Below are 24,169 nucleotides of genomic sequence, written 5' to 3' on the forward strand. Positions count from 1 at the left end.
GCCAACGATGAGATAATAAGGGGTTTACCCGAATAGTGTCTAGGCGAACCATGGAGAGCGGCGCAAATACCCCGGACCTGGTGGAGGACTCACCGGGTTTCGTGCATTTTCCGGACAGTCCGTTCCAGCTCTTTCAGCCCTATCCGCCCGCCGGCGACCAACCGGCCGCGATCGATGCGCTGGAAGAGGGCGTGCGCGACGGGCTCATGTGCCAGACCCTGCTGGGTGTGACGGGTTCGGGCAAGACCTACACCATGGCCAACCTGATCGCCCGCACCGGCCGGCCGGCCATCGTGCTGGCGCCCAACAAAACCCTGGCCGCCCAGCTCTACGCGGAGATGCGCGAATTCTTCCCCCGCAACGCGGTGGAGTATTTCGTCTCTTACTACGATTACTACCAGCCCGAGGCCTACGTGCCCTCGCGCGACCTGTTCATCGAGAAGGACTCGTCCATCAACGAGCACATCGAGCAGATGCGCCTGTCGGCCACCAAGAGCCTGCTGGAGCGCCCCGACACCATCATCGTGGGCACGGTGTCCTGCATCTACGGCATCGGCAATCCGGGTGATTATCATGCGATGGTGCTGACGCTGCGCACGGGCGACAGGATCGGCCGCCAGGAGATCCTGGCGCGGCTGGTGTCCATGCAGTACGAGCGCAACGACATGGAGTTTTCCCGCGGGACCTTCCGGGCGCGCGGCGAGGTCATCGACGTCTTCCCGGCCGAACATGCCGAGCACGCCCTGCGCATCACCCTGTTCGACGACGAGATCGAGTCCCTGGGCCTGTTCGACCCCCTGACGGGCAAGCCGGTCCAGGATCTGGTGCGCTTCACCATCTTCCCCGGTTCGCATTACGTGACGCCGCGCGAGACCGTGCTGCGCGCCATCGAGACCATCAAGGAAGAACTGCGCGACCGACTGGCCGAGCTGATCGCGGCGGGCAAGCTGGTCGAAGCCCAGCGACTGGAGCAGCGCACCCGCTTCGACCTGGAAATGCTGCAGGAACTGGGTTTCTGCAAGGGGATCGAGAACTATTCCCGGCACCTGTCCGGCGCCCTGCCGGGCGAACCGCCGCCGACCCTGATCGACTATCTGCCAGCCAACGCCCTGATGTTCATCGACGAGAGCCACGTCACGATCGGTCAACTGGGCGGCATGTACCGGGGCGACCGGTCCCGCAAGGAAACCCTGGTCCAGTTCGGCTTCCGTCTGCCTTCGGCGCTGGACAACCGGCCTTTGCGGCTGGAAGAGTTCGAGGCGCGCATGCCGCAATGCGTGTTCGTGTCCGCTACGCCGGGCCCCTACGAGGCCGCCCACGCGGACCAGGTGGTCGAGCAGGTCGTGCGCCCGACCGGCCTGGTGGACCCGGAAGTCGAACTGCGACCGGCCGCCACCCAGGTCGACGATCTGCTGGGTGAGGCCAAGCTGCGCATCGCGCGCCACGAGCGGGTGCTGGTCACCACGCTGACCAAGCGCATGGCCGAGGATCTGACCGAATACCTGGGGGAAAGCGGCCTCAAGGTCCGCTACCTGCATTCCGACATCGACACGGTCGAGCGGGTCGAGATCATCCGCGACCTGCGCCTGGGCGCCTTCGACGTGCTGGTCGGGATCAACCTGCTGCGCGAGGGTCTGGACATCCCGGAGGTCTCTCTCGTGGCGATCCTGGATGCCGACAAAGAAGGCTTCCTGCGTTCCGAGCGCAGCCTGATCCAGACCATCGGCCGGGCGGCGCGCAATCTGAATGGGCGTGCCATTCTCTACGCCGATCAGGTGACCGACTCCATGCGCCGGGCCATGGGCGAGACGGCCCGCCGCCGGGAAAAGCAGCAGGCCTTCAATATCGAGCACGGCATCACGGCCCGGGGCGTCAGCAAGGCGGTGCGCGACCTCATCGACGGAGTGGCCGTGTCGGCGGTGGCGTCCGCCGCGGCCGGGTATGACGAGTCGGCCCTGCACGACGAGAAGTCCCTGGCGCGCGAGATCCGCCGTCTGGAGCAGCGCATGAACGAGCATGCCCGCAATCTGGAATTCGAGCAGGCGGCTTCGGTGCGCGATGCCCTGCGCGCCCTGAAGGCCCGGGCCCTGATGGAATGAGGGTGCTGGGCCTGTCGCGGGACCGCTTCGGAAGTGCTTCAGATGTCAGGTTTTTTTGCGGTTTTCCACAGAAAATGCTTGCCAATTTCCGGGTTTTCCCGCACACTTTCACCATCATGCATAAGGTACTTTTTGTCTGCACGGGCAATATCTGCCGCTCCCCCACCGCCCAGGGCGTGTTCCAGCATCTCGTCGACGAGGTCGGGCTGTCCGACGCCATTGCCGTTGATTCCGCAGCAACCCACCATTTCCATGTGGGCGAGGCTCCGGATGCGCGCGCCCAGGCCGCCGCGCGCAAGCGCGGCTACGACCTGTCGGCGCTGGTGGCCCGGCAGATCCGCACCGACGATTTCCGTGACGCCGACCTGATTTTGGCCATGGACTGGGAAAACCTGTCCGCGTTGCAGCAGCAGTGCCCCAAGATCTATCAGCACAAGCTCATGCTGCTGATGCGTTTCTCGAACGAATTCGAGGAAGCCACGGTGCCCGATCCCTACTACGGCGGCCCCGAAGGCTTCAACAAGATCCTGGACTACATCGAAGACTCCTGTCAAGGCGTTCTCGAACTGGTGCGCAAGCGCGCGCTGCAATACCAGGCCGCCTGATCCTCTTCCTTCTCCGGGCCTGGAGGGGCGCCTGCTGGGGCGCCCCTTGCATTTTGGGCGCGGGATGCGCTCCAGACTCCAGGCGCGAGATGGTCGCGATGCCCCTGGTGCGTGCCGGGAATTGACAAGCGTCAAGTTTTCCCAATCTTTCCTGATTAAAACCGAGTGTTTTAGTCGGGTAATAGGGTACACTTGACTTAAATAGTCGGGTATTAGAGATGCCCATGAATTCTCCGCACCCACAGAGGACCTCACCATGCGTTTGACGACCAAGGGACGTTTCGCCGTCACGGCAATGATCGATCTGGCCCTGCGCCACCATAGCGGCCCGGTCACGCTGGCCGCCATCAGCGCGCGTCAGAACATTTCCCTGTCTTACCTGGAACAGCTGTTCGGCAAGCTGCGCCGGCACGAACTGGTCGATAGCGTGCGCGGTCCGGGGGGTGGCTACACGCTGGCCCGGCATGCGCGCGACGTCTCCGTAGCCGACATCATCTTCGCCGTGGACGAGCCGCTGGACGCCACCAGTTGCGGGGGCAAGGAGAATTGCGACATCGGCCGCAATGGCCATAGCGGCAAATGCATGACCCACGACCTGTGGGCGACTTTGAGTCGTAAAATGCTGGAATACCTGGACTCGGTCTCGCTGCAGGATCTGGTCGACCAGCAGCGCCTGCGTGAATGGCAGGAATCCGGCCATATGCGCAACAACGGCCGCCCGACGATCCCGATCACGCCGGTGGCGGCCGATTCCCGTGCCCAGGAGCCCGTATCGGCCTGATTGACCGGAGTTTCGATGCCACAGGATCCGTCCCCGATCTACCTGGACTATTCCGCCACTACGCCCGTCGACGAACGGGTTCTCCAGGCCATGCTGCCCTGGCTGGCCGAGCGTTTCGGCAATCCCGCCTCGCGCAGCCATGCCTGGGGCTGGGATGCGGAAGAGGCCGTGGAACAGGCCCGGGTTCAGGTCGCGGGACTGATTCACGCCGATCCGCGTGAAATCGTCTGGACTTCCGGCGCCACCGAGTCCGACAACCTGGCGATCAAGGGCGCGGCCCATTTCCATGCCGGACGGGGCAGGCACATCGTCACGGTCCGCACCGAGCACAAGGCGGTGCTGGATCCCTGCCTGGAACTCGAGCGCCAGGGCTTCGAGGTCACCTGGCTGGACGTGGACGCCAACGGCCTGGTGGGGCCCGACGCCCTGGCTGCCGTCCTGCGTCCCGACACGATCCTGGTGTCGGTGATGCTGGTCAACAACGAAATCGGAGTCATCCAGGATGTCGCCGCTCTGGCGGCGCTGTGCCGCGAACGCGGCATCCTGTTCCATACCGACGCCGCCCAGGCCACCGGCAAGCTGCCGATCGACGTGCAGGCGCTGGGCGTGGACCTGATGTCCCTGTCGGCGCACAAGATCTACGGCCCCAAGGGTGTCGGGGCGCTGTATGTGCGCCGCAAGCCGCGCGTACGCCTGGAGGCCCAGATCCACGGCGGAGGGCACGAGCGCGGCCTGCGCTCGGGTACGCTGCCCACCCATCAGATCGTCGGCATGGGTGCGGCCTTCGCCCTGGCGGCCGAGCTGATGGACGACGAGGTCCCCCGCATTCGTGCGCTGCGCGACCGCCTGTGGGACGGCCTGCGCGATCTGCCGGACGTCTATCTCAACGGCGATGCGGACCGGCGCGTGGCGCATACACTGAACATCAGCGTGGCCCACGTCGAGGGCGAGGCGCTGCTGATGTCCGTGCCGGAGCTGGCCGTGTCCTCGGGCTCGGCCTGCACCTCGGCCAGCCTGGAGCCGTCCCACGTGCTGCGCGCCTTGGGGCGCAGCGACACCCTGGCGCACAGTTCGCTGCGCCTGACTCTGGGGCGCACCACCACGCGGGACGAAGTGGATCGCGCCGTGCGGCTGCTGCGCGCCCAGATCGGGCGCCTGCGGGATCTGTCCCCTTTGTGGGAAATGCGCCGGCAGGGCACCCTGGGCGCCTGGGCGGAGCACTGCTGATGTCGGGTCCGCCGTATGGGCCGCAGGTCCTGGAGCACTACCTGCATCCGCGCAACGTCGGCTCCTTCGATGCGGAAGACCCCCGGGTTGGCACCGCGCTGGTGGGCTCGCCGCAACTCGGTCAGATCCTGAAACTGCAGATCCGGCTGGATGGCGCTACCATAGAATCCGCCTGCTTCCGGGCTTTCGGCTGCGGCGAGGCCATCGCGGCCGGGTCGCTGGCGACCGAGTGGCTGCGGGGGCGCGACCTGGACCAGGCATTGGCCATCGGCAGCCAGGATTTCGTCCAGGCCCTGGGCCTGGCCACCGACAAATTGCACTGCGCGTTGCTGGCCCAGGACGCCATCCGCGCGGCCGTGGCCGACTATACTGACAAACACACCATTCCTGAGGCACATCATGGGAATCACGCTGACTCAACGAGCCGCTGAACACATCCAGCGGCATCTGGACAAACGCGGCAAGGGCCTGGGCCTGCGCCTGGGGGTCAAGCCCTCGGGCTGCTCGGGCATGTCCTACCATCTGGAATACGTGGATGATCCCGTCGCCGAGGACCAGGTCTTCGAGCAGTTCGGCGCGCGCGTGTACGTGGCGCCCGACAGCCTGCCGTACCTGCAGGGCACGGAACTGGACTACGCTCGCGAAGGCCTGAACGAGGGGTTCCGCTTCAGCAACCCCAACGAAAAGGCCGCCTGCGGCTGCGGGGAATCGTTCACGGTCTGAACGGCGGATTCCCCCGCGCGGCAGACGAAGAAAAGGCCGGGGAAACCGGCCTTTCCGATTGAGGCTGGGGCGGGTGCGGACGAACCTCAGTCTTCGCGCCGCAGGTGCGGGAACAGGATCACGTCGCGGATGTTGGGGCTGTCGGTCAGCATCATCACCAGCCGGTCGATGCCGATGCCGCAGCCGCCGGTGGGGGGCATGCCGTATTCCAGGGCACGCACGTAGTCCGCGTCGTAGTACATGGCTTCCTCGTCGCCGGCGTCCTTGGCGGCCACCTGGGCGTGGAAGCGCGCGGCCTGGTCTTCCGGGTCGTTCAGTTCGGAAAAGCCGTTGGCGATCTCGCGCCCACAGGCGAACAGTTCGAAGCGTTCCGTGATGCCGGGCTGAGCGTCGGAGGCCCGCGCCAGCGGCGAAACCTCTACCGGATAGTCGATGATGAAGGTCGGGTGCCAGAGCCTGGCCTCGGCGGTTTCCTCGAACAGCGCCAGTTGCAGCGCGCCCAGGCCCGCATGGGCCAGGGCCGGGCCATTCATGTCCGCGCCCAGGCGGCGCAGTTCGCTGCGCAGCCAGGCTTCGTCCTGGAGTTGAGCGGGGACGTAGCCCGGGGCGTGCTTCAGGATGGCCTCGACGATGGTGAGGCGGTCGAAGGCGCGTTCCAGGTCCAGGGGCTGGCCCTGATAGTTCAGGGTGGCGGTGCCGCACACGCGCCGCGCAGTCTCGCGGATCAGGGACTCGGTGTAGTCCATCAGCCAGCGGTAGTCCGTGTACGCCGCATAGAATTCCATCATCGTGAATTCCGGATTGTGGCGCGGGCTGACGCCCTCGTTGCGGAAATTGCGGTTGATCTCGAAGACCCGCTCGAAGCCGCCCACGATCAGGCGCTTCAGGTACAGTTCCGGTGCGATGCGCAGGTACATCTGCATGTCCAGCGCGTTGTGGTGGGTGATGAAGGGCTTGGCCGCCGCCCCGCCGGGGATGGGGTGCAGCATCGGGGTCTCGACTTCCAGGAAATCGGCCTCCGACATGATCTGGCGGATCGCGGTGATGATGCGGCTGCGCGACAGAAAGGTGTCGCGCGTACCCTCGGTCATGATCAGGTCCACGTAGCGCTGGCGGTAGCGCAGTTCCTGGTCGGCCACGCCGTGGAACTTGTCGGGCAGGGGGCGCAGGGATTTCGACAGCAGGCGCAGGGACTGCACGCGCAGCGAGAGTTCACCCTTGCGCGTCTTGAAGACTTCGCCTTCGGCGCCGACGATGTCGCCGATGTCCCAGGACTTGAAGGCGGCGTAGGCTTCATCGCCCAGCACGCCCCGGTCCAGATACAGCTGCAGGCGGCCGGTGGCGTCCTGCAGCGTGGCGAAGCTGGCCTTGCCCATGATCCGCTTGAGCATCATGCGCCCCGCGACGCGGGCGCGCTGGCCCAGGGCCTGCAGGGCATCCTCATCCAGTGCGCCGCAGTCCCGGTGCAGGTCGGCGGCGCGGGCGTCGGGGTGGAAGTCGTTGGGGTAGGCGGGGCCGGCCTGGCGCAGCGCATCCAGCTTGGCGCGGCGCTCGGCGATCAGGCGGTTCTCGTCGGGGGCTTGGGTTTCGGTCGAAGTCATGTCTTGATAATTGGAGTCAGACGCCTTGCTTGAGGCTGGCCGTGATGAAGGGGTCCAGGTCGCCGTCCAGGACCTTCTGGGTGTTGGAGATTTCGACGCCCGTGCGCAGGTCCTTGATGCGGCTCTGGTCCAGGACGTAGGAGCGGATCTGGTGGCCCCAGCCCACGTCGCTCTTGGCGTCTTCCAGCTTCTGCTGCTCGGCCATGCGTTTGCGCATTTCCAGTTCATAGAGGCGCGATTTCAGCATCTGCATGGCCTCGGCGCGGTTGCGGTGCTGGGAGCGGTCGTTCTGGCATTGCACGACGATGCCGGTGGGCTGGTGCGTGATGCGCACGGCCGAGTCGGTCTTGTTGATGTGCTGGCCGCCGGCGCCGCTGGCGCGGTAAGTATCGATGCGCAGGTCCGCCGGATTGACGTCGATCTCGAAGGAGTCGTCGATCTCCGGATAGACGAAGACGCTGGCGAAGGACGTGTGCCGGCCGTTGGACGAATCGAAGGGACTCTTGCGCACCAGGCGGTGCACGCCGGTCTCGGTGCGCAGCAGGCCGTAGGCGTATTCGCCCTCGAACTTGATGGTGGCCGACTTGATGCCGGCGACTTCGCCTTCGGACTCTTCCAGGACCTCGGCCTTGAAGTCCTTGCGTTCGCCGTAGTGCAGGTACTGGCGCAGCAGCATGGAAGCCCAGTCCTGGGCCTCTGTGCCGCCGGCGCCGGCCTGGATGTCGACAAAGCAGTTCAGGGGATCGGCCGGGTTGGAGAACATGCGGCGGAATTCGAGCGCTTCCAGGCGTTCGCCCAGGGCGGCGCAGTCCTGCTCGATGGCGAGCAGGGTGGCGTCGTCGTCATCGGCGCTGGCCAGTTCGAACAGGTCGCGCGCGTCGTTCAGGCCGCGTTCCAGGTCGGCCAGCGTGTGGACGACGGTTTCCAGGGATTTTTTTTCGCGGCCCAGTTCCTGGGCGTGCTGCGGATCGTCCCAGACGTCCGGGCTTTCCAGTTCGGCGTTGACGACGAGCAGGCGTTCGGCCTTGGCATCGTAGTCAAAGATACCTCCGCAGCAGTCCCTGGCGCTCGGCGTAGTCGTCGATGCGGGCGATGATCTGGTTCTGGCGTTCGGCTTCCATGGAGATTTCCTGTGTCGGTGTCTGTCCGGCGCGTCGAGGTGCGCGCGCCGCCGCATCCGGCGGGGCTCGCCCCAATGTTCATTCGCGTCGAATTATGGGGATAATCGAGCATTTTAGCGCGGCCGCATAAACGGACATGGGTCCGGGGGGCCGCATGGGGGAGGGCAGGTATGGACAGGACTTCTTCGGACGACCGGCGCCGGGTGCCGGCGTCGGCCGCGGCCACCGCGTTGCGGGCCGGCGGCGGGGCGCCGCCGGCGGGCTGGCGTATGGCTCTGGCTGGCCTGTCGCCGGCCTATTTCGGCCTGGTGATGGCGACCGGGATCGTCTCTCTGGGCGCGGGCATGATGGGCCTGCCGCAGGTGTCGCGGCTGCTGTTCCTGCTGAATGTGGTGCAATATGCCGTGTTGTGCGTGTTGTATGCGTTGCGGGCGTTCCATCACCCCCGCCGCTTTTTCGGCGACATGGTGGATCATCTCAAGGGGCCGGGCTATTTCACCACGGTGGCCGGCACCGGCATCCTGGCGAGCCAGTTCATCGTGCAGACCGACAGCGTCCGGGTCGGTTTCGTCCTGTGGGCCGTGGCGGTGGTGCTGTGGCTGGGACTGACCTACACCATTTTCACCGCCTTTACCGTGAAACCGGACAAGCCCACGCTGGACCGCGGGATCAGCGGCGCCTGGCTGCTGGCGGTGGTGGCGACCCAGTCGCTGGCGGTTTCCAGCGCGCTGCTGGCCGCGCGCATCGGCCAGCCTTTCCGCCTGGAATTGAATCTGATGGCGCTGTCGATGTGGCTGTGGGGCGGGATGCTGTACATCTGGATGATGTCGCTGATCTTCTACCGCTACGTGTTCTTCCGCTTCTCGCCCGACGATCTGGCGCCGCCGTACTGGATCAACATGGGCGCCATGGCGATCTCCACCCTGGCCGGCTCGCTGCTGATCCTGAACGCGCCCCACGCCCCATATCTGGTGTCGCTGCTGCCCTTCCTGAAGGGCTTCACGGTGTTCTACTGGGCCACCGGCACCTGGTGGATCCCGATGCTGCTGCTGCTGGGGATCTGGCGCTACGTCTTCCAGCGCTTCCCGTTCCAGTACGATCCCCTGTATTGGGGCGCGGTGTTCCCGCTGGGCATGTACGCGGCCTGCACCTGGCAGATGGACCGCGCCATGGAGTTCGGCTTTCTCGCCGCGCTGCCCCGGGGGTTCCTGTATGTCGCGCTGTTCGCCTGGGCGCTGACGTTCGCCGGGATGGTCCGCCAGGTGGCGCGGGTCGTGCGCTCGCCGGGTCGGGCCGGTCTGGCCTGAGGCCGCCTTCGTGCGGCGGCCTCGGGCGCCCGGGCCTCCAGGCCCGGGCTGGAGGGGGATTGTGGCGGCCTCGTATGGCAGCCGTGTGTCGGCCGCCGAGGCGGCCTGAGACTCAGCCGAGCAGGCCGGGCAGCCAGAGGCTGACGGCGGGCACGTAGGTGATGAAGACCAGGTAGGTGAGCAGCAGGAGCAGCCAGGGGAAGGCGGCGCGCACGACTTGTCCGATGCTCATTTTGGTGATGCCCGCGGTCACGAACAGGTTCAGGCCCACGGGCGGGGTCACCATGCCGATCTCCAGGTTGACCACCATGATGATGCCCAGGTGCACCGGATCGATGCCCATCTGGGTGGCGATGGGAAACAGGATCGGGGCCAGGATCAGGATGATGCCGGTAGGCTCCATGAAGGCGCCGGCCACCAGCAGCAGGATGTTGACCACGATCAGGAACTGCCATCCGCTCATGTCCCAGGCGATGATCTGCTCGGCGATGGCCTGCGGGATGCGCTCGGTGGTCAGGACGTGGGCGAACAGCAACGCGTTGGCGATGATGAACATCAGCATGATGGTCACCTTGGCCGCGTCGATCAGGACCTCGGGCACCTGGCGCATGCCGATGTCGCGGTACACGAAGACCGCGATGGCAAACGCGTAGACCGCGGCCACGGCGGCCGCCTCGGTCGGGGTGAAGACCCCGCCGTAGATGCCGCCCAGGATGATGACGATCAGCAGCAGTCCCCAGATCGAGTCGCGTCCGGCCGCCAGGACCTCGCCGGCGCTGGCGCGCGGCTGGCGCGGCATGTCGCGCACGCGCGCCACGATGTAGATGGCCACCATCAACACCAGGCCCAGCAGCAGTCCGGGGACCACGCCGGCCATGAACAGCGCGCCCACCGAGGTCTCCGTGACCGCGCCGTAGACCACCATGACGATCGACGGCGGGATCAGGATGCCCAGGGTGCCGGCGTTGCAGATCACCCCCGCGGCGAAGGACTGCGAGTAGCCGGCGCGCACCATGCCGGCGATCACGATCGAGCCCACGGCCACCACGGTGGCCGGCGAGGAGCCCGAGACCGCGGCAAACAGCACGCAGGCCATCACCGAGGCGATGGCCAGGCCGCCGTGCAGGTGGCCGACCGTGGCGATGGCGAAGCGGATCATGCGCCGGGCCACCCCGCCGGTGGTCATGAAGGCGCCGGCCAGTACGAAAAAGGGGATGGCCATCAGGGTGAAGTGCTCGGAGGTCTCGTAGAGCTTGAGCGAGAGCGAAGCCAGCGAGTCGTGGCCGAAGGCCATGATGGTCAACAGCGAGGACAGGCCCAGGGCCACGGCCACGGGCATGCCCATGAACATGAAGACGAACAGCAGGATGAACAGGGCGGTGGTGGTCATGCGGCGTCTCCCTTGGACTCGTCCTCGTCGAGCAGTTTCATGGCGTCGGCGACCTCGTCGCCCAGCAGCGAGGCGTGGCCGCCGCGCAGCAGATTCCACAGGACCTCGCCCAGGCGCCAGATCAGCAGCGCGTAGCCCAGGGGCAGCACGATGCGCGGCACCCACTGCGGAATGGGCAGGTCCTGGGCCATGATGCCGATGGTGTGGATCTTGTCGACGTAGATCCAGGCGCCGTAGACAACGATGACGGCGTACAGGATGCACAGCAGGGTGCTGGCGATGGCCAGCTTGTGGGCGGCGCGCGCCGGCAGGATGCGCACGAAGGCGTCCACCCCGATATGCGCGCCCACGCGCACGCCGTAGGAGATGCCCAGGAAGATCAGGGCGCCGAAGAAGTACATGGTCAACTCCAGCGCCCAGACGAAGCTGTAGTTGAAGACGTAGCGGGCCACGACCTGGGCGAAGGTCACCACGGTCATCGCGGCCAGCAGAAAGGCGATCAGGCCTTCCTCGATGTGTTCCAGCCAGTTTTTCAGCATGGCAGGTTCTCCTTTTCAGGATATGAAACGGCCGCTGGGAAGCGGCCGTGGTCGGGCAATGGGAAAATCCCGCGCCTTATTTCTGGTTGGAGGCGACGGCGGCGTCAATGATGTCCTTGCCGATCTGATCCTGGAACTTGTCCCAGACAGGGCGCATGGTGGTGCGCCATGCGGCGACGTCTTCCTTGGACAGGGTCTGGATCTTCGCCTTGCCGGCCTCGGCGATGCGCTTCTGGTCGCGGTCGTTGATCTCGGCGGCCAGCTTGTTGGCGTGTTCCGTGGCGCCTGCCATGGCCTTCTGCAGGCCGGCGCGGACGTCTTCGGGCAGACCGTCCCACCAGCCGGAGTTGGTGATCACCATGTAGTCCAGGGCGCCATGATTGGTGACCGCGATGGTCTTCTGGACTTCGTGGAATTTCTGCGAGTAGATGTTGGACCAGGGATTCTCGGCGCCGTCGACCACGCCGGTCTGCAGGGCCTGGTAGACCTCGGAGAAGGCCAGCTTCTGGGGGTTGGCGCCCAGCTGGCGGAACTGGGCCTCGAGCACGTCGGAAGCCTGGATGCGGAACTTCAGCCCTTTGACGTCTTCCGGGCGGGTGAGCTTGTCCTTGTTGGTGGACAGCTGTTTGAGGCCGTTGTGCCAGTAGGCCAGCCCCTTGATGCCCTTGGACTTCATCGAATCCAGCAGTTCCTGGCCCTTGGGGCCGCTCTGGAAGCGGTCCAATGCGTCCATGTCGTCGAACATGAAGGGCAGGTCGAAGATCTGGATCTTCTTCGTGTAGCGGTCGAATTTCGCCAGGGACGGGGCGATGATCTGCACGTCGCCCAGCAGCAGGGCTTCCATTTCCTTGCCGTCGCCGAAGAGCTGGGAGTTGGAGAACACCTGGACCTCGACCTTGCCCGGCAGGGCGGCTTCCGCCAGTTCCTTGAACTTCAGCGCGCCCTGGCCCTTGGGAGTGGATTCAGCGACGACGTGACTGAACTTGACGACGATGGGGGCGGCGTGGGCGGTGGCGGCGGCGAGCCCCAGGGTCAGGGACAGGCCGACGGCGGCGGCGATGCGGGTGGTCGCGAATTTCATTGGGGAGGTCTCCGGGGTTGAGGCGCGCCATGCGGGGAAAGCCATGACGTCCGGCTGACAGTCTGCTGACTGAACGGCAGTTGAACGTGCGGAGTATAGGCAGGAATCGACGCGCGCGTCGACAAGGGCAAACCACTAGAAATGGCCTTGGGATCCTCTGAACGAGTCCTTGCGGCGAGTCGGGCCGAGGCGGCCTTCAGGCGCCGCCGTCGAGCCGGGCGCAGTCGGCAGCCAGCTCGTCCAGGGCGGCGGCGTCCAGCAGGCGGGTCGCCATGGGCAGCAGTTCCTCGTCGACGCGCGCCAGCCAGGCCAGATAGTCGCCGGTCCAGGCGGCACGGGTGTCGTGGGCAGCCGGATCGGCGAAACCGTCCAGCGCGGGGCGGACGGCCCGGCGCCAGCGCCGGTCCAGATCGGCGCGGCCTCGGGCCAGGCCGCCGGTCATGCCTTTCAGACACACGGCGTCGGATCCCGCCATGGATTCGATCAGCGCGGGAAACAGGTGTTGTTCCAGGATGTCGTAGGCGATGCGCGCCGGACCGTCGATCCAGGCGGCGAAGGAGGCCGGGGCGGGGACGCGGCCGGCGGCCAGTGCCTGGAGATGTCGGCGGGTCTCGGCATGGACGGCCTGCAAACGGGCGAGCGGATCCGGAGGGGATGAACTGGGCATGGGGATTCCGGAGTGGGGACATCCTATCGTAGCGCTTCGGTCCGGCTTCGATCCAATCCCGATCTTTATATTTCCATTAGAAATAAAGAAATGGTGAACAAATCGTTGTTGCTCATTAAGAGGGATCGTTAAAGTATCGAACATCATTGAACCGATTTCTTTCCGGCCATTTTTCGCATATGAATCTTTCCTTCAGGCAGATTGAAAAGCGTTTCGGCGACCTGCGGGTGGTCGAATGCTTCGAACGCGACATCGCGCCGGGCGAACTGGTGGCGCTGGTCGGGCCGTCGGGCTGCGGGAAGTCCACCCTGCTGCATATGGCCGCGGGCCTGGAAAAGCCTTCGTCCGGCCAAGTGCTGGTCGACGGCCGGCCGGTGCGCAAGCCCGATCCCAGCCGCATGCTGATGTTTCAGGAAAACGCCCTGTATCCCTGGCTGACCCTGGTCCAGAACGTGGCCATGGCCCTGGAGCTGCAGAAAGTCGGCCGGGCCGAGGCCCGGCGCCAGGCGCTGTTGTGGCTGGACAAGGTCCGGCTCAAGGGCTTCGAGGACTATTTTCCGCATCAGGTCTCGGGCGGCATGCGCCAGCGCTGCGCCCTGGCGCGTGCCTTCATCACGCACCCCGAGGTGCTGCTGCTCGACGAGCCCTTCGGCGCGTTGGACGCGTTGACCCGCATGACCCTGCAGGACGCCCTGCGCACCCTGATCCGCGAAACCCGGCCCACAGTGCTGCTGGTCACCCACGATGTGGACGAGGCGCTGTTCCTGGCCGACCGCATCCTGGTCTTCAGTGCCCGGCCATCGCGCGTGCTGAAGGAATTCCACCTGTCGGACACCGACAAAACGCACGACCTGTCGGACTTCTCCGCCATGCGCCGGGAAATCCTGAGCTTGCTGGGCATCGTCGACGACACTGAACATTCCCCTTCCATTCCCGAGGAACTCGCAGCATGAAGCTCAGCCACTTTTTGACGCCGGGTCGCCCCAAGGCAAAAAACACCCCTCTGGGAGATGAGCCCGGACATGCGGCAATCCCTGTGGACTGTCGCATGCCTGGCGAATCCGAGCGGCATGCAAACTGTGAAGTGGACAGCAAGCCGCAGGCGCGGCGTCGGCGTGGGGGCGGTCGCTTCCTGATCCCCCTTCTCGCCGCGTTGACATTGGCGTCCCAGGCGCAGGCCGCCGAGCCTTTCAAGGTCGGCTACATCCGCGTCATGGACGATGCCCAGGCCATTGCCGCTTACGAGGGCAAGTTCTACGAGAAACAGGGCCTGGACGTGCAACTGGTCGAGTTCAAGTCGGGCACCGACTTGATCAAGGCCATCGTCGGCGGCCAGCTCGACACCGGTGTACTGGGCTTCACCAACGCCGCCTCCTGGTCCTCGCGTGGCGCGGATCTGAAGGTGGTGGCCGGCGCGCAACGCGGCTTTCATGCGCTGGTGGTGCGCGAGGACACTGGCATCGAGGACGTGGCCGGCCTGAAAGGCCACACCCTGGCTTCGCAGAAGGAGGGCAGCACGGCCGATACGGTGCTGCGCGGCGTGGTGCTGAAGAGCGCCGGCCTGGTCCCCGAGGACGTGACGGTCCTGGGCGTGAGCCCGCAGGTGGCCGTGCAATCCCTGGTCGGCAAGCGCGTGGACGCGGCCTTTCTGTTCGAGCCCCAGGCCAGCATCGCCCAGTTGATCGCGCCGGTGAAGCAAATCTACGAGATCGGCGAAGTCTGGCCCTTTCCCTGCATGGTGACGATCACCTCGGGCGAGACCCTGAAGAACAGGAAGGACCTGGTCTGGAAGTCTCTGGACGCCCAGCGCGAGGCCATCGACCTGCTGCAGAAGAAGCCCGACGAGGCCGCCAGGCTGATCGCCGGCTACTTCATCGCCGAGCCGGCCTTGAAGACCCTGAAGCACGGCGATGTGCCGCGCGAGCAAATCATCAGCAAGGCGATCCAGACCCAGACCTTCAGCGCCGCGCTGACGCCGCAGGACCTGGCGCGCATGCAGGAAGTGGCCGACATCATGCAGGCCCAGGGCGCGCTGAAGACCCAGGACGGCAAGCCCTACGAAGTGAAATCCATCGTCGATCTGGACTGGCAGCGGGCCCGCAAGCTTTGATGCGCGAGGTGGCCGGGTGCGATAATGGCGCCTCGTCTGAAACATCCTGATGGCCGGGTAGGGAACTTCTGAAGTTTCCTGGCGCCCGGCCATGTCGTGTCTGGAATCCATGAGTAAAAAACGACGCCTGTCCCCGGCCGCGCGCAAGCTGGCCATGCTGATCGCCATCGCCGCCATTCTGCTGTTCTGGCAAATGGCCGCCTGGACTCTGCCGGACTTTCTGATGCCCGGCGTGCCCAAGGTGCTGGAGCGCGTATGGCACGACATCCAGACCGCCGAATTCCGCGCCATCCTGGCCGGCAGCATGGGGCGGTTGGGGGTCGGCTATGGTTTCGCGCTGCTGTTCGGCATTGGCTTCGGCCTGGCTGGCGGGCTGATGGTCTTTTTCCGCGAAGTCTTGAAGTCCGCCATCATCATCCTGCAGTCGATCCCCTCGATCGCCTGGGTGCCGCTGTTCCTGATCCTGATGGGTTTCGGCAACGTGCCCATCATCGTGGTGATCGCTCTGGCCGCATTCTTCCCGGCGGCCCTGTCGGTCATGAACGCGACCGAGAGTGTGCTGCAGACCCATGTGTCGGCCGCCCGGGTCATGGGGGCCAATCCCTGGGACATGCTGCGGCGCGTCTATCTGCCCGCCGTCATGCCGGAGCTGATCACAGGCGCCCAGCTGGCCTTCGGCAATGCCTGGCGGGCGCTGATCTCGGCCGAGATGCTGATCGGCTTCGGCCAGGGTCTGGGCCGTTCTTTGGCCTATGCGGGCGAGACCGCGGACATGGTGGGCGTGATGGCCAACATCCTGACCATCGCCATCCTGGCCACGCTGATCGATCAGGTATTCCTGGAAAACATCAAGCGCAAGGTGCTGCGCTATCAATACGTGTGAGGTCCGGTCCATGGCCGGGGCGTGCAAAGCCATGAAGGAATCTTCATATTCGTCCCTCCGGGTCGGCCTGCTGGCCGGACTGGTGGCCGGGGCGCTGGCCGTTCCGCGGGCCGACGCGTCAGCGGCGCTTGCCGGGACCGCGCCGATGCCCGCCTCGGGCGATGGCTGGGTCCTGGGCGTGGCGGAGGTGCAGACGCCACGGGCGCCGGGCGCCAAGGCCCGCACCACGGCCCGCATCGAGATCCTGGCGGGGCGGACGGGACAGGGAGGCGCTCCCCTGCGGGCCGTGGCTGCCGAACAGGCCGCGCGGCAGGTCGGCGAGGGTGAACTGGATGCCTGGGTCGGTGTGTGGCCCGGCGAAGGCGCCGCGCCGCCGGAGGGCGTGCGCGTCGCGCGGCTGGCCTGGTCGGCCGCTCCCATGGCGATCATGCGCACCGACACCGATATCCATGCATGGTCCGATCTGAGCGGGCGTACCGTCTGCCTGAGCGCCGATGGCCGCGTGTCCGGCGAACTGTCGGCTCGTTTCGGGGCGATCGAGCAGATCTACGCCTCGGCGGCCGACGCCTTGCTGGCGCTGCGGATCGGCCAGTGCGATGCGGCCGTGCAGGACGAGGATCTTCTCAAGCAGCTGCTGGCATTTCCCGAGTGGAAGAAGTTCTCGGCGCAGTTGGCGCCCTATCGGACGCAGGGGCTGACGCGCCTGATGCGGGACGACCTGTCGGCGCCCCGCGAGGCCGCCGTGCGCCAGGCCATGTCGCCGGAGCGGTTGCGCGAGCTCGCGCGGATGCAGGCCCGGGACATCGCCTTCGAGGTCTATCTGGACCAGACAGTGCCGGACTGTCACTGAGGTTTTTCGGGAAGAGGAGGCGGGCGCCGAAGCGCCGCCGGAGGCGGGAGTGCATGGCCTGAATCGGCCGCGCCTGACGGAAAGGGGCGGGATCGGCGCCGGCGATCAGTGCCGGCGACGGGGCGCCGGGGCGCTGCCGGCGCCGGGGCCGCGGTTCAGGTGGCGGAAGGTGATGCGGCCCTTGGTGAGGTCGTAGGGCGACATTTCCAGAGTGACCTGGTCGCCCGCCAGGATGCGGATGTGATGCTTGCGCATCTTGCCGCCGGTGTAGGCGATGACAGGATGCCCATTGTCCAGGGTCACGCGGAAACGGGAATCCGGCAGGACTTCCGTCACGGATCCATGCATTTCGAGCAGTTCTTCTTTGGCCATTGTGGTGCGCTCCGGTGAGTGGGACAAAGGATCAGCGGGCATGCGCCGCTTCCGGGGCGCTGCGTGCGGGTGGGGTCGCAGGGACGATCGAAATCCGGGCAGGGGCGCGAAGCCCCCGAGGGGACGGCGGGACGGATACCGCGTAGACTGGCAAAAAATGCAGCCAGAATTGAAAACCGCTGATTATCAAGCACTTATATGATAGTGCTTGAAGCATCTTATGTCAAGAACCGGAGGCCACAATTTCACCGGCCGTCGGGGCGTCCGCCCGGTGCGGTTAGAATTCCCGCTGATCTCCCGTTTTCCGATCTCTGATGAACGAACGACTGAGCCCCGGCACGGTGGCCCTGCTGCTGGTTCCGCCCCTGATGTGGGCGGGCAACGCTGTCGTCGGCCGGGCGGTGGCCCAGATGGTGCCGCCCCTGACCTTGAATTTCCTGCGCTGGGCGCTGGCCCTGATGCTGCTTCTGCCTCTTGGCTACGGGGTGCTGCGCGCCGGCAGCGCCGTCTGGCGGGAATGGCGGCGCTATGCCGTGCTGGGCCTGCTGGGGGTGGGGCTCTACAACTCGCTGCAATACTTGGCGCTGCATACTTCGACGCCGGTGAATGTGACGCTGGTGGCGGCCAGCATGCCCGTCTGGATGCTGATCGTGGGGCGGGTGTTTCATGGCGCGCCGATCCGGCCGGCTCAGGTGGCCGGATCGGCGCTGTCGCTGGCGGGGGTGGCCGTGGTGCTGTCCCAGGGCGATTGGAGCAAGCTCCTGGCGCTCCACTTCGTGGCCGGAGACCTGCTGATGGTGCTGGCCACCATCCTCTGGGCCTTCTACAGTTGGCAACTGACCCGGGTGCCGGCCGACGCGCCAGTGCGGGCCCACTGGGCCGGCTTCCTGCTTGGACAGGTGGTCTATGGCGTGGCCTGGTCGGGCCTGTTCGCCGCGCTCGAATGGAGCCTGACGGACTGGCGGATCGACTGGGGCTGGCCCCTGGCGCTGACCGTCGCCTTCGTCGCGGTGGGGCCGGCGGTCGTCGCCTTTCGTTGTTGGGGCGCCGGGGTGCAGCGCGTCGGACCGACGCTCGCGGGCTTTTTCAACAACCTGACGCCGCTGATCGCGGCGTTGCTATCGCTGGGTCTGCTGGGGGAAAGCCCCCGGTTCTTCCACGCGCTGGCCTTCGCCCTGATCATCGGCGGCATCGTGCTGTCGTCGCGGCAGTCGCGGGCATGAACGCGCAGGGGGAAGGGACGCCCCTGCTGTCCTACGGCAGCCTGGCGGCCAGCATGTTCATCGTTGGCGCCTGCGTGGCATTGAGCAAGTCGCTGGCCGCGGTGTTTCCCGTGTTCCTGCTGGGTTGGCTGCGCTTCGGTATCGGCGGCGCGGGCATGCTGCACTGGCTGCGCCGGCCGGCCGCGGAGCCCGCGCCCACCCCGCGCGTGCGCCTGCTGGTGTTCCTGGAAGCCTTCATCGGCAGTTTCCTGTTCACGGTCTTCATGGTGTTGGGCGTCAGCTACAGCGGCGCCGTGGCAGCCGGGATCGTGATGTCGGCCATTCCGGCCGCGATCGCGGTGCTCAGCCGTGTCGCGCTGCGCGAGGCGATCCGCCCCCGGGTGCTGGCGGCCATCGTCTGCGCGGTGTCCGGCATCGCCCTCCTGGCGCTGGCGCGGCCCGGGCCCGGGGAAGTTCCGGTGGACGGTGGCGGCGACCGCTGGCTGGGCTACGCGCTGCTGGGCGGCGCGGTCTTGTGCGAAGCTTGCTATGCCGTGATCGGCAAGCGCCTGACGGCCGTCCTGTCGTCGCGGCGCATCAGCGCCCTGATGAACCTGTGGGGCTTCGCGCTGATGCTGCCGGCGGGCGCCTGGACCGCCCGGGGTTTCGACTTCGCCGCGGTGTCCTGGCCGGTGTGGGGGCTGCTGGTGTTCTACGGGCTGGCGTCGAGCTGGACCATCTGGCTGTGGATGACGGGCCTGCGCCGGGTGCCGGCCTCGCGCGCGGGGGTGTTCACCGTGATGCTGCCGGTCGGGTCGGCCTGCGTCGGGGTCTGGATGCTGGACGAGCCTTTTGGAATTCCACAGGCTCTGGCCTTCGGCCTCGCCCTGGCGGGCCTGCTGCTGGCCGCGTGGCCGGCACGGTCCGGAGCCGCCACTCCAGGCTGAACGCCGCCGGCGGTCGGGTGGTGCGACCGCGCGCGGAAGGCTTGCCGGGCCATCCTCAGGTCGCGTTCCGGGCGTCCTCGATCAGCAGCTGCACGGTGCTGCGCCCCCCCCAGGTGTTGCAGTCCAGCCGGTAGACGGCCTCGATGGCGTCCGGCAGGGGCTCCGCGTGATTGAACCAGATGGCGTCCAGGCGCAGACCGTCGCGTTCCAGGAACAGCTTCAGGTGCTTGTCCTTCAGCAGGCGCTGGTGCAGGACGCGGAAACGGTCCTGGAACAGCGGCGGCGGAAATCCCGAGCCCCAGATCTGGTCGGCCAGCAGGCCGGCGGTCTCCACGGTGAGGTAGTCCGGCTCCAGCGAGCCATCGGTGTCCAGGCGCGGTTCGAAGGATTCGCGCGCACTCAGGGTGCGCACGGCGTCATCGAATTGCCGCGAAAAATCATCGAAGGCAGCGGTCCTGAGGGTCAGGCCGGCCGCCATGGCGTGGCCTCCGAACTGCAGGATGGCGCCTGGCAGGCGCTTGCTGACCAGGTCCAGCGCGTCGCGCAGATGGACCTCGGGGATCGAGCGGCCCGATCCGCGCAGGGTGTCGCCGTCGTCCGGCGCGAAAGCCAGGGCGGGACGCCAGTAGGTTTCCTTCAGGCGCGAGGCCACCAGGCCGATCACCCCAGGGTGCCAGCCGGGTTGCCAGACGCAGACGCTGGCGGCGCGGGCCTCGTGAGCGTGAGCGTCCAGGTGCGCCAGGGCCTCGTCGCGCATGACGGTCTCCCGCGCGCGGCGTTCGCGGTTGATCTCGTCCAGCGATTGCGCCAGTGCCAGGGCGCGGCCGGGATCGTCTTCCAGCAGGCAGTGGATGCCCAGGCTCATGTCGGCCATGCGGCCGGCGGCGTTGATGCGCGGCCCCAGGGCGAAGCCCAGGTCGTCCGTGCCGGCCCGCGCCGGATCGCGGCCGGCGACTTCGAACAGAGCCGCCAGCCCGGCCTGCATGCGGCCCTGGCGGATGCGCCGCAGCCCCTGGCCGACCAGCAGCCGGTTGTTGGCGTCCAGGCGCACCACGTCGGCCACCGTTCCCAGGGCCACCAGGTCGGCGTAGACCTCGAGTTTGGGTTCGCCTCTGGCCGGCAGGGCGCCGCGCGCGCGCAGCGCGGCGCGCAGGGCCAGCATGACGTAGAAGATCACCCCCACGCCGGCCAGGTGCTTGGAAGGGAAGCCGCAGCCGGCCTGATTGGGATTGACGATGGCCAGGGCGTCGGGCAGATCGGGGCCGGGCAGGTGATGGTCGGTGACGATGACCTCGATCCCGGCGGCGCGCGCCGCCGCGACGCCTTCGAGGCTGGCGATGCCGTTGTCCACCGTCACCAGCAGATCGGGTTTGCCGGCCGGATGGCGCCGGGCCAGTTCGACCACGGCCGGCGACAGGCCGTAGCCGGTCTCGAAGCGGTTGGGGACCAGGAAATCGACCTGGGCGCCCATCTCGCGCAGGGCGCGCACGGCCACGGCGCAGGCCGTGGCGCCGTCGCAGTCGTAGTCGGCCACGATCAGCAGCCGCTGTCCCGCCTGGATCGCGTCGGCCAGCAGTTCGCCGGCCCGGTCCACATGCGCGAGCCGGGTCGGCGGGATCAGGGCGGCCCATTCGGTGGGGCCGGCCTGATCCAGGCCGCGGGCGGCCCACAGGCGGGCCAGCAGCGGGTGGACGCCGGCCGCCGCCAGCGCCTGCGCGCGGGCCGGGTCGGCACCGCGCGCGAGGATCAGCGGGCGCACCACCAGCGCCTCCAGTCAAGCGGACGCAGACGCCGCAGCCAGCCGGCGCGCGCATCCAGTTCCACGGTGCGCTCGCGCCCGGTCAGCACCAGCGTGGGCGCGGCGCCGGCCAGGGGGGCGAAGCAGCGTCGCTCCAGGCCTGCCAGCGCCTCGATCCAGCCGCCCCAGTCCTGGGCGACGGCATGGGCCTGCAGCGCGGGTTCGATGCGCAGATCGTCCGGGAGCGGTCGGCTCAATTGGCTGCGGCGCGCGCCGCCGTACAGCCACAGGCTGTTGATCGGGGCGAGGCCGTCCTGTTGGCGCCGCTGATTGACCGGATGCTCGTGCCAGGCCATTTGCAGACTGTTGGCCAGGCGCCGCCAGGGGCGCGCCACCGGATCCTGAGGCCACCAGTCGTTGACGGCGCTGACGGCGACCAGCGCCGGGCTGGCGCAGGCCAGACGGATGGGTTCCGGCCAACGCACCCGCCAGGTGTCGGGGGTGTCCTGCGTCAGAGCGATGCCGCTGTCTTCGATCGGTTCGCGGGCGGCTTCCATCAGGGCGGCGGACTGTTCGGCTGTGATCGCCAGCGTGTCGGCCGGCAGCAGGGCCGCGCCGTCGCGCGAGGGCGCCATGTGGATCAGTTCCGCCAGCCAGACGGGCTCGTCGTCCGCGCCGGGCAGGCGCAGCGGCCCCAGACCTGCGCTAATATGCTCGTCTTGCGCCGGCGTGAATCCGCGCGCCTGGAGCAGCCAGTGTTCCAGCGGCGTGCACCAGGTGTCCGCGGCCGGACAGGCCGCCGTCCGGGGCGTGCCGAAGCCCAGCCAGCGGGTCAGGGTGGGGGCGCGTTGCGCCAGATGAGGCGCCAGTTCGGCGGCCACCTCGGGTTCGGGCAATGCCCCGGGAATCACGATGTGCATGGCGGAATTGTAGGGTATCAATCGGACGAGGATGGCGAGTCGCATGGCGTATGAATGGTGGATAGGGGCGCGCTACGCGGGCCTGGCCCGCGCGGGGCGGGGCGGACGCCGGGGCGACCGCTTCGTGTCCTTCGTGGCGGCCAGCTCCATGGCGGGCATCGGCCTGGGGGTGGCGGCGCTGATCATTGTCCTGTCGGTGATGAACGGCTTCCAGACCCAGGTACGCGACCGTATGTTGTCGGTGCTGCCGCATATCGAGCTGTACGTGCCGGGCTCGGACCACGAGCAGGTGCTGGAGCATTGGCGGGACCTGGCCGACGCCGCCCGCCGGGACCCGGCGGTCCGGGGCGCGGCTCCGTTCGTCGCGGCCCAGGGCATGCTGGCGCGTGGCCAGGGCCTGAGCGGCGTGCAGGTGCGCGGTATCGATCCTGCCATCGAGACGGAAGTGTCCGACCTGGCGGGCCAGATGGCCTCGGGGACGCTCGATAGCCTGAAACCGGGTTCGTTCCGCATGGTGGTGGGCAGTCAGATCGCCCAGTCCCTGGGGCTGATGGTGGGCGACACGGTCCTGCTGCTGGCGCCGCAGGGATCGATTTCGCCGGCGGGCTTCACGCCGCGCATGCGCCAGTTCACGGTGTCGGGGATCTTCTCCTCGGGCTATTACGAGTACGATGCCTCGCTGGTGTTCGTTGACGTCCAGGACGCCGCCCGGGTGTTCCGCGACAGCGGCGTGAGCGGCGTGCGCCTGCGCATCGCCGACATGCAGCGTGCCCCCCGTGTGGCTCATGCGCTGCTGGAGCGGATGCCGGCGGGCGTGCGGGCCATGGACTGGACCCAGAACAACCGTACCTGGTTCGCCGCCGTGCAGACCGAGAAGCGCATGATGTTCCTGATCCTGACCCTGATCGTGGCGGTGGCAGCCTTCAACCTGCTGTCCTCGCTGGTGATGGCGGTCAAGGACAAGCGCTCGGACATCGCCATCCTGCGCACCCTGGGGGCTACGCCGGCCGAGATCGCGCGCATCTTCCTGATCCAGGGCGCCCTGATCGGCGTGGTGGGCACGCTGGGGGGCGTCGCGCTGGGCACGCTGGTGGCCTACAACATCGATGTCATCGTCCCTTGGATCGAGCACATGCTGGGCATCCAGTTCCTGCCCCAGCAGATCTATTTCATCAGCGAACTGCCGTCCAACCCCCAGCTGGGCGACATCGCCGTGATCGGCGGCACGTCCCTGGTCCTGTCCCTGCTGGCCACGCTGTATCCCAGCTGGCGGGCGTCCCGCCTGCAACCCGCCCAGGTGCTGCGCCATGACTGATCCCGTCGCCATCGATGCCGTGCTGCGCGCCGAACACCTGGCCAAGACCTACGACGAGGGGGCCGGGCGGGTCGAGGTCCTGCGGGACGTCAGCCTGTCGGTCCATGCCCATGAAATGGTCGCGGTCGTCGGCGCCTCGGGTTCGGGCAAGAGCACGCTGCTGCACGTGCTGGGCCTGCTGGACGAACCGGACGAAGGGCGGCTGTGGATCGCCGGCCAGGCCGCCACGGGGCTGGACGAACGGCGCCGCAGCCGGCTGCGCAACCAGGCCCTGGGCTTCGTCTACCAGTTCCACCATCTGCTGCCGGAATTCACCGCGCTGGACAATGTGGCCATGCCCCTGATCGTGCGTCGCTGCACGCGCGCCCAGGCCCGGGAGCAGGCGGCCGCGATGCTCGATCAGGTCGGCCTGTCCGCCCGGGCCGCGCATTTTCCGGGCCAGTTGTCGGGCGGCGAGCGCCAGCGCGTGGCCCTGGCGCGGGCGCTGGTGACCCGGCCGGCCTGTGTGCTGGCCGACGAGCCGACCGGCAACCTGGACCGCCATACGGCCGCTGCCATGTTTGACCTGCTGGCCCGCATCAACCGGGAACTGGGCACGGCCTTCGTCATCGTCACCCACGATCCGGCGCTGGCGGCCCTGGCGCACCGGCGCTTCCACATGCAGGCGGGGCTGCTGGCCGAGGACGAGGCC

General features: G+C 67.3%; 23 protein-coding genes and 1 pseudogene. 15 read left to right on the top strand and 9 right to left on the bottom strand.

Annotated elements, in window-relative coordinates; all coding sequences use genetic code 11:
• Positions 1–50: 50 nt before the first annotated feature.
• The 6 genes from uvrB to iscA all read left to right on the top strand — a co-directional run bounded on the left by uvrB (position 51) and on the right by iscA (position 5,435).
• The gene (gene uvrB / locus ACTPOE_RS02145; RefSeq protein WP_458870554.1) at positions 51–2,099 is read left to right on the top strand and encodes an excinuclease ABC subunit UvrB; all 2,049 of its coding nucleotides are present in this window, start codon (positions 51–53) and stop codon (positions 2,097–2,099) included.
• 113 nt (positions 2,100–2,212) lie between these two features.
• Positions 2,213–2,704, top strand: coding sequence for a low molecular weight protein-tyrosine-phosphatase (locus ACTPOE_RS02150; protein WP_458872730.1), 492 nt, complete (start codon positions 2,213–2,215; stop codon positions 2,702–2,704).
• A gap of 256 nt (positions 2,705–2,960) precedes the next feature.
• On the top strand, positions 2,961–3,485 hold the full coding sequence (iscR, locus tag ACTPOE_RS02155; protein ID WP_458870555.1) for a Fe-S cluster assembly transcriptional regulator IscR: 525 nt from the start codon (positions 2,961–2,963) through the stop codon (positions 3,483–3,485).
• Between the two features lie 15 nt (positions 3,486–3,500).
• Complete coding sequence (locus ACTPOE_RS02160; protein WP_458870556.1) at positions 3,501–4,712, top strand: IscS subfamily cysteine desulfurase; 1,212 nt, start codon at positions 3,501–3,503, stop codon at positions 4,710–4,712.
• Positions 4,712–5,143, top strand: a complete 432-nt coding sequence (locus ACTPOE_RS02165) for an iron-sulfur cluster assembly scaffold protein (protein ID WP_458870557.1) — start codon at positions 4,712–4,714, stop codon at positions 5,141–5,143. The genes ACTPOE_RS02160 and ACTPOE_RS02165 overlap by 1 nt, the downstream gene beginning before the upstream one ends.
• Complete coding sequence (gene iscA, locus ACTPOE_RS02170; RefSeq protein ID WP_458870558.1) at positions 5,112–5,435, top strand: iron-sulfur cluster assembly protein IscA; 324 nt, start codon at positions 5,112–5,114, stop codon at positions 5,433–5,435. The genes ACTPOE_RS02165 and iscA overlap by 32 nt, the downstream gene beginning before the upstream one ends.
• Before the next feature lie 86 nt (positions 5,436–5,521).
• On the opposite strand, the gene lysS is transcribed toward iscA, so the two are convergent.
• Together lysS and prfB are read right to left on the bottom strand one after the other, a co-directional pair.
• On the bottom strand, positions 5,522–7,036 hold the full coding sequence (gene lysS, locus ACTPOE_RS02175; protein ID WP_458870560.1) for a lysine--tRNA ligase: 1,515 nt from the start codon (positions 7,034–7,036) through the stop codon (positions 5,522–5,524).
• A 16-nt stretch (positions 7,037–7,052) separates the two neighbouring features.
• Positions 7,053–8,157, bottom strand: a protein-coding gene (gene prfB, locus ACTPOE_RS02180) for a peptide chain release factor 2 (RefSeq protein ID WP_458870561.1) whose coding sequence is annotated in 2 segments (ribosomal slippage) — positions 7,053–8,075 and positions 8,077–8,157 — 1,104 coding nt in all. Because the reading frame shifts where the segments join, the coding sequence is not laid out codon by codon here.
• A gap of 269 nt (positions 8,158–8,426) precedes the next feature.
• Here prfB and ACTPOE_RS02185 point away from each other — a divergent pair.
• Entirely contained in the window at positions 8,427–9,464 is a 1,038-nt protein-coding gene (locus ACTPOE_RS02185; RefSeq protein ID WP_458872731.1) for a tellurite resistance/C4-dicarboxylate transporter family protein, read from the top strand.
• A gap of 112 nt (positions 9,465–9,576) precedes the next feature.
• Here ACTPOE_RS02185 and ACTPOE_RS02190 read toward each other — a convergent pair whose 3' ends face one another.
• The 4 genes from ACTPOE_RS02190 to ACTPOE_RS02205 all read right to left on the bottom strand — a co-directional run bounded on the left by ACTPOE_RS02190 (position 9,577) and on the right by ACTPOE_RS02205 (position 13,141).
• A complete protein-coding gene (locus ACTPOE_RS02190; protein WP_458870351.1) occupies positions 9,577–10,854 on the bottom strand; it encodes a TRAP transporter large permease in 1,278 nt (425 codons plus the stop codon).
• Complete coding sequence (locus ACTPOE_RS02195) at positions 10,851–11,393, bottom strand: TRAP transporter small permease (RefSeq protein ID WP_458870350.1); 543 nt, start codon at positions 11,391–11,393, stop codon at positions 10,851–10,853. Before ACTPOE_RS02195 ends, ACTPOE_RS02190 begins: the two co-directional genes overlap by 4 nt.
• Before the next feature lie 76 nt (positions 11,394–11,469).
• Complete coding sequence (locus ACTPOE_RS02200; protein WP_458870562.1) at positions 11,470–12,474, bottom strand: TRAP transporter substrate-binding protein; 1,005 nt, start codon at positions 12,472–12,474, stop codon at positions 11,470–11,472.
• A 196-nt stretch (positions 12,475–12,670) separates the two neighbouring features.
• Positions 12,671–13,141 carry a hemerythrin domain-containing protein gene (locus ACTPOE_RS02205; RefSeq protein ID WP_458870563.1) on the bottom strand — a complete coding sequence of 157 codons (471 nt, stop codon included), beginning with the start codon at positions 13,139–13,141 and terminating at the stop codon, positions 12,671–12,673.
• A gap of 179 nt (positions 13,142–13,320) precedes the next feature.
• Here ACTPOE_RS02205 and ACTPOE_RS02210 point away from each other — a divergent pair, with 179 nt between their 5' ends.
• The 4 genes from ACTPOE_RS02210 to ACTPOE_RS02225 all read left to right on the top strand — a co-directional run bounded on the left by ACTPOE_RS02210 (position 13,321) and on the right by ACTPOE_RS02225 (position 16,984).
• Positions 13,321–14,094 (top strand): ABC transporter ATP-binding protein, encoded by a 774-nt coding sequence (locus ACTPOE_RS02210; protein WP_458870564.1) that lies wholly within the window; start codon positions 13,321–13,323, stop codon positions 14,092–14,094.
• A gap of 95 nt (positions 14,095–14,189) precedes the next feature.
• Entirely contained in the window at positions 14,190–15,251 is a 1,062-nt protein-coding gene (locus ACTPOE_RS02215; RefSeq protein WP_458870565.1) for an ABC transporter substrate-binding protein, read from the top strand.
• A 154-nt stretch (positions 15,252–15,405) separates the two neighbouring features.
• Positions 15,406–16,134, top strand: a complete 729-nt coding sequence (locus ACTPOE_RS02220; protein WP_458872732.1) for an ABC transporter permease — start codon at positions 15,406–15,408, stop codon at positions 16,132–16,134.
• 31 nt (positions 16,135–16,165) lie between these two features.
• Positions 16,166–16,984, top strand: coding sequence for a type 2 periplasmic-binding domain-containing protein (locus ACTPOE_RS02225; RefSeq protein WP_458870566.1), 819 nt, complete (start codon positions 16,166–16,168; stop codon positions 16,982–16,984).
• 105 nt (positions 16,985–17,089) lie between these two features.
• Here the strand turns inward: ACTPOE_RS02225 and infA are convergent, their stop codons facing one another.
• A complete protein-coding gene (infA, locus tag ACTPOE_RS02230) occupies positions 17,090–17,356 on the bottom strand; it encodes a translation initiation factor IF-1 (protein WP_454479915.1) in 267 nt (88 codons plus the stop codon).
• Between the two features lie 314 nt (positions 17,357–17,670).
• On the opposite strand from infA, the gene ACTPOE_RS02235 reads away from it, so the two are divergent.
• On the top strand, positions 17,671–18,579 hold the full coding sequence (locus ACTPOE_RS02235) for a DMT family transporter (protein WP_458870567.1): 909 nt from the start codon (positions 17,671–17,673) through the stop codon (positions 18,577–18,579).
• Positions 18,576–19,505, top strand: a complete 930-nt coding sequence (locus tag ACTPOE_RS02240; RefSeq protein WP_458870568.1) for a DMT family transporter — start codon at positions 18,576–18,578, stop codon at positions 19,503–19,505. The genes ACTPOE_RS02235 and ACTPOE_RS02240 overlap by 4 nt, the downstream gene beginning before the upstream one ends.
• 55 nt (positions 19,506–19,560) lie before the next feature.
• Here ACTPOE_RS02240 and recJ read toward each other — a convergent pair whose 3' ends face one another.
• Positions 19,561–21,267: a single-stranded-DNA-specific exonuclease RecJ gene (gene recJ, locus ACTPOE_RS02245; protein ID WP_458870569.1), complete on the bottom strand. Its 1,707-nt coding sequence runs from the start codon at positions 21,265–21,267 to the stop codon at positions 19,561–19,563.
• Entirely contained in the window at positions 21,252–22,163 is a 912-nt protein-coding gene (locus ACTPOE_RS02250; RefSeq protein ID WP_458870570.1) for a hypothetical protein, read from the bottom strand. The genes recJ and ACTPOE_RS02250 overlap by 16 nt, the downstream gene beginning before the upstream one ends.
• Before the next feature lie 43 nt (positions 22,164–22,206).
• Between ACTPOE_RS02250 and ACTPOE_RS02255 the strand changes: the two genes are divergently transcribed.
• Both ACTPOE_RS02255 and ACTPOE_RS02260 read left to right on the top strand, forming a co-directional pair.
• Positions 22,207–23,478 carry a lipoprotein-releasing ABC transporter permease subunit gene (locus ACTPOE_RS02255; RefSeq protein ID WP_458870572.1) on the top strand — a complete coding sequence of 424 codons (1,272 nt, stop codon included), beginning with the start codon at positions 22,207–22,209 and terminating at the stop codon, positions 23,476–23,478.
• Positions 23,471–24,163 (top strand): annotated as a pseudogene (locus ACTPOE_RS02260) (ABC transporter ATP-binding protein); the annotation flags it as partial. The gene ACTPOE_RS02255 and the pseudogene ACTPOE_RS02260, both read left to right, overlap by 8 nt.
• Positions 24,164–24,169 lie beyond the last annotated feature (6 nt).

It is taken from the genome of Castellaniella sp. WN, from assembly GCF_054457555.1.

What these genes read in the sequence shown, in the direction of transcription:
- ACTPOE_RS02220 (WP_458872732.1), top strand. Translation starts at nt 15,406, where the DNA reads ATGCTGATCGCCATCGCCGCCATTCTGCTGTTCTGGCAAATGGCCGCC.
- ACTPOE_RS02205 (WP_458870563.1), bottom strand. Translation starts at nt 13,141, where the DNA reads ATGCCCAGTTCATCCCCTCCGGATCCGCTCGCCCGTTTGCAGGCCGTC.
- ACTPOE_RS02240 (WP_458870568.1), top strand. Translation starts at nt 18,576, where the DNA reads ATGAACGCGCAGGGGGAAGGGACGCCCCTGCTGTCCTACGGCAGCCTG.
- ACTPOE_RS02195 (WP_458870350.1), bottom strand. Translation starts at nt 11,393, where the DNA reads ATGCTGAAAAACTGGCTGGAACACATCGAGGAAGGCCTGATCGCCTTT.
- ACTPOE_RS02185 (WP_458872731.1), top strand. Translation starts at nt 8,427, where the DNA reads ATGGCTCTGGCTGGCCTGTCGCCGGCCTATTTCGGCCTGGTGATGGCG.
- iscA (WP_458870558.1), top strand. Translation starts at nt 5,112, where the DNA reads ATGGGAATCACGCTGACTCAACGAGCCGCTGAACACATCCAGCGGCAT.
- ACTPOE_RS02215 (WP_458870565.1), top strand. Translation starts at nt 14,190, where the DNA reads ATGCCTGGCGAATCCGAGCGGCATGCAAACTGTGAAGTGGACAGCAAG.
- lysS (WP_458870560.1), bottom strand. Translation starts at nt 7,036, where the DNA reads ATGACTTCGACCGAAACCCAAGCCCCCGACGAGAACCGCCTGATCGCC.
- uvrB (WP_458870554.1), top strand. Translation starts at nt 51, where the DNA reads ATGGAGAGCGGCGCAAATACCCCGGACCTGGTGGAGGACTCACCGGGT.
- ACTPOE_RS02160 (WP_458870556.1), top strand. Translation starts at nt 3,501, where the DNA reads ATGCCACAGGATCCGTCCCCGATCTACCTGGACTATTCCGCCACTACG.
- iscR (WP_458870555.1), top strand. Translation starts at nt 2,961, where the DNA reads ATGCGTTTGACGACCAAGGGACGTTTCGCCGTCACGGCAATGATCGAT.
- ACTPOE_RS02235 (WP_458870567.1), top strand. Translation starts at nt 17,671, where the DNA reads ATGAACGAACGACTGAGCCCCGGCACGGTGGCCCTGCTGCTGGTTCCG.
- ACTPOE_RS02190 (WP_458870351.1), bottom strand. Translation starts at nt 10,854, where the DNA reads ATGACCACCACCGCCCTGTTCATCCTGCTGTTCGTCTTCATGTTCATG.
- ACTPOE_RS02200 (WP_458870562.1), bottom strand. Translation starts at nt 12,474, where the DNA reads ATGAAATTCGCGACCACCCGCATCGCCGCCGCCGTCGGCCTGTCCCTG.
- ACTPOE_RS02255 (WP_458870572.1), top strand. Translation starts at nt 22,207, where the DNA reads ATGGCGTATGAATGGTGGATAGGGGCGCGCTACGCGGGCCTGGCCCGC.
- ACTPOE_RS02225 (WP_458870566.1), top strand. Translation starts at nt 16,166, where the DNA reads ATGAAGGAATCTTCATATTCGTCCCTCCGGGTCGGCCTGCTGGCCGGA.
- ACTPOE_RS02210 (WP_458870564.1), top strand. Translation starts at nt 13,321, where the DNA reads ATGAATCTTTCCTTCAGGCAGATTGAAAAGCGTTTCGGCGACCTGCGG.
- infA (WP_454479915.1), bottom strand. Translation starts at nt 17,356, where the DNA reads ATGGCCAAAGAAGAACTGCTCGAAATGCATGGATCCGTGACGGAAGTC.
- ACTPOE_RS02250 (WP_458870570.1), bottom strand. Translation starts at nt 22,163, where the DNA reads ATGCACATCGTGATTCCCGGGGCATTGCCCGAACCCGAGGTGGCCGCC.
- ACTPOE_RS02165 (WP_458870557.1), top strand. Translation starts at nt 4,712, where the DNA reads ATGTCGGGTCCGCCGTATGGGCCGCAGGTCCTGGAGCACTACCTGCAT.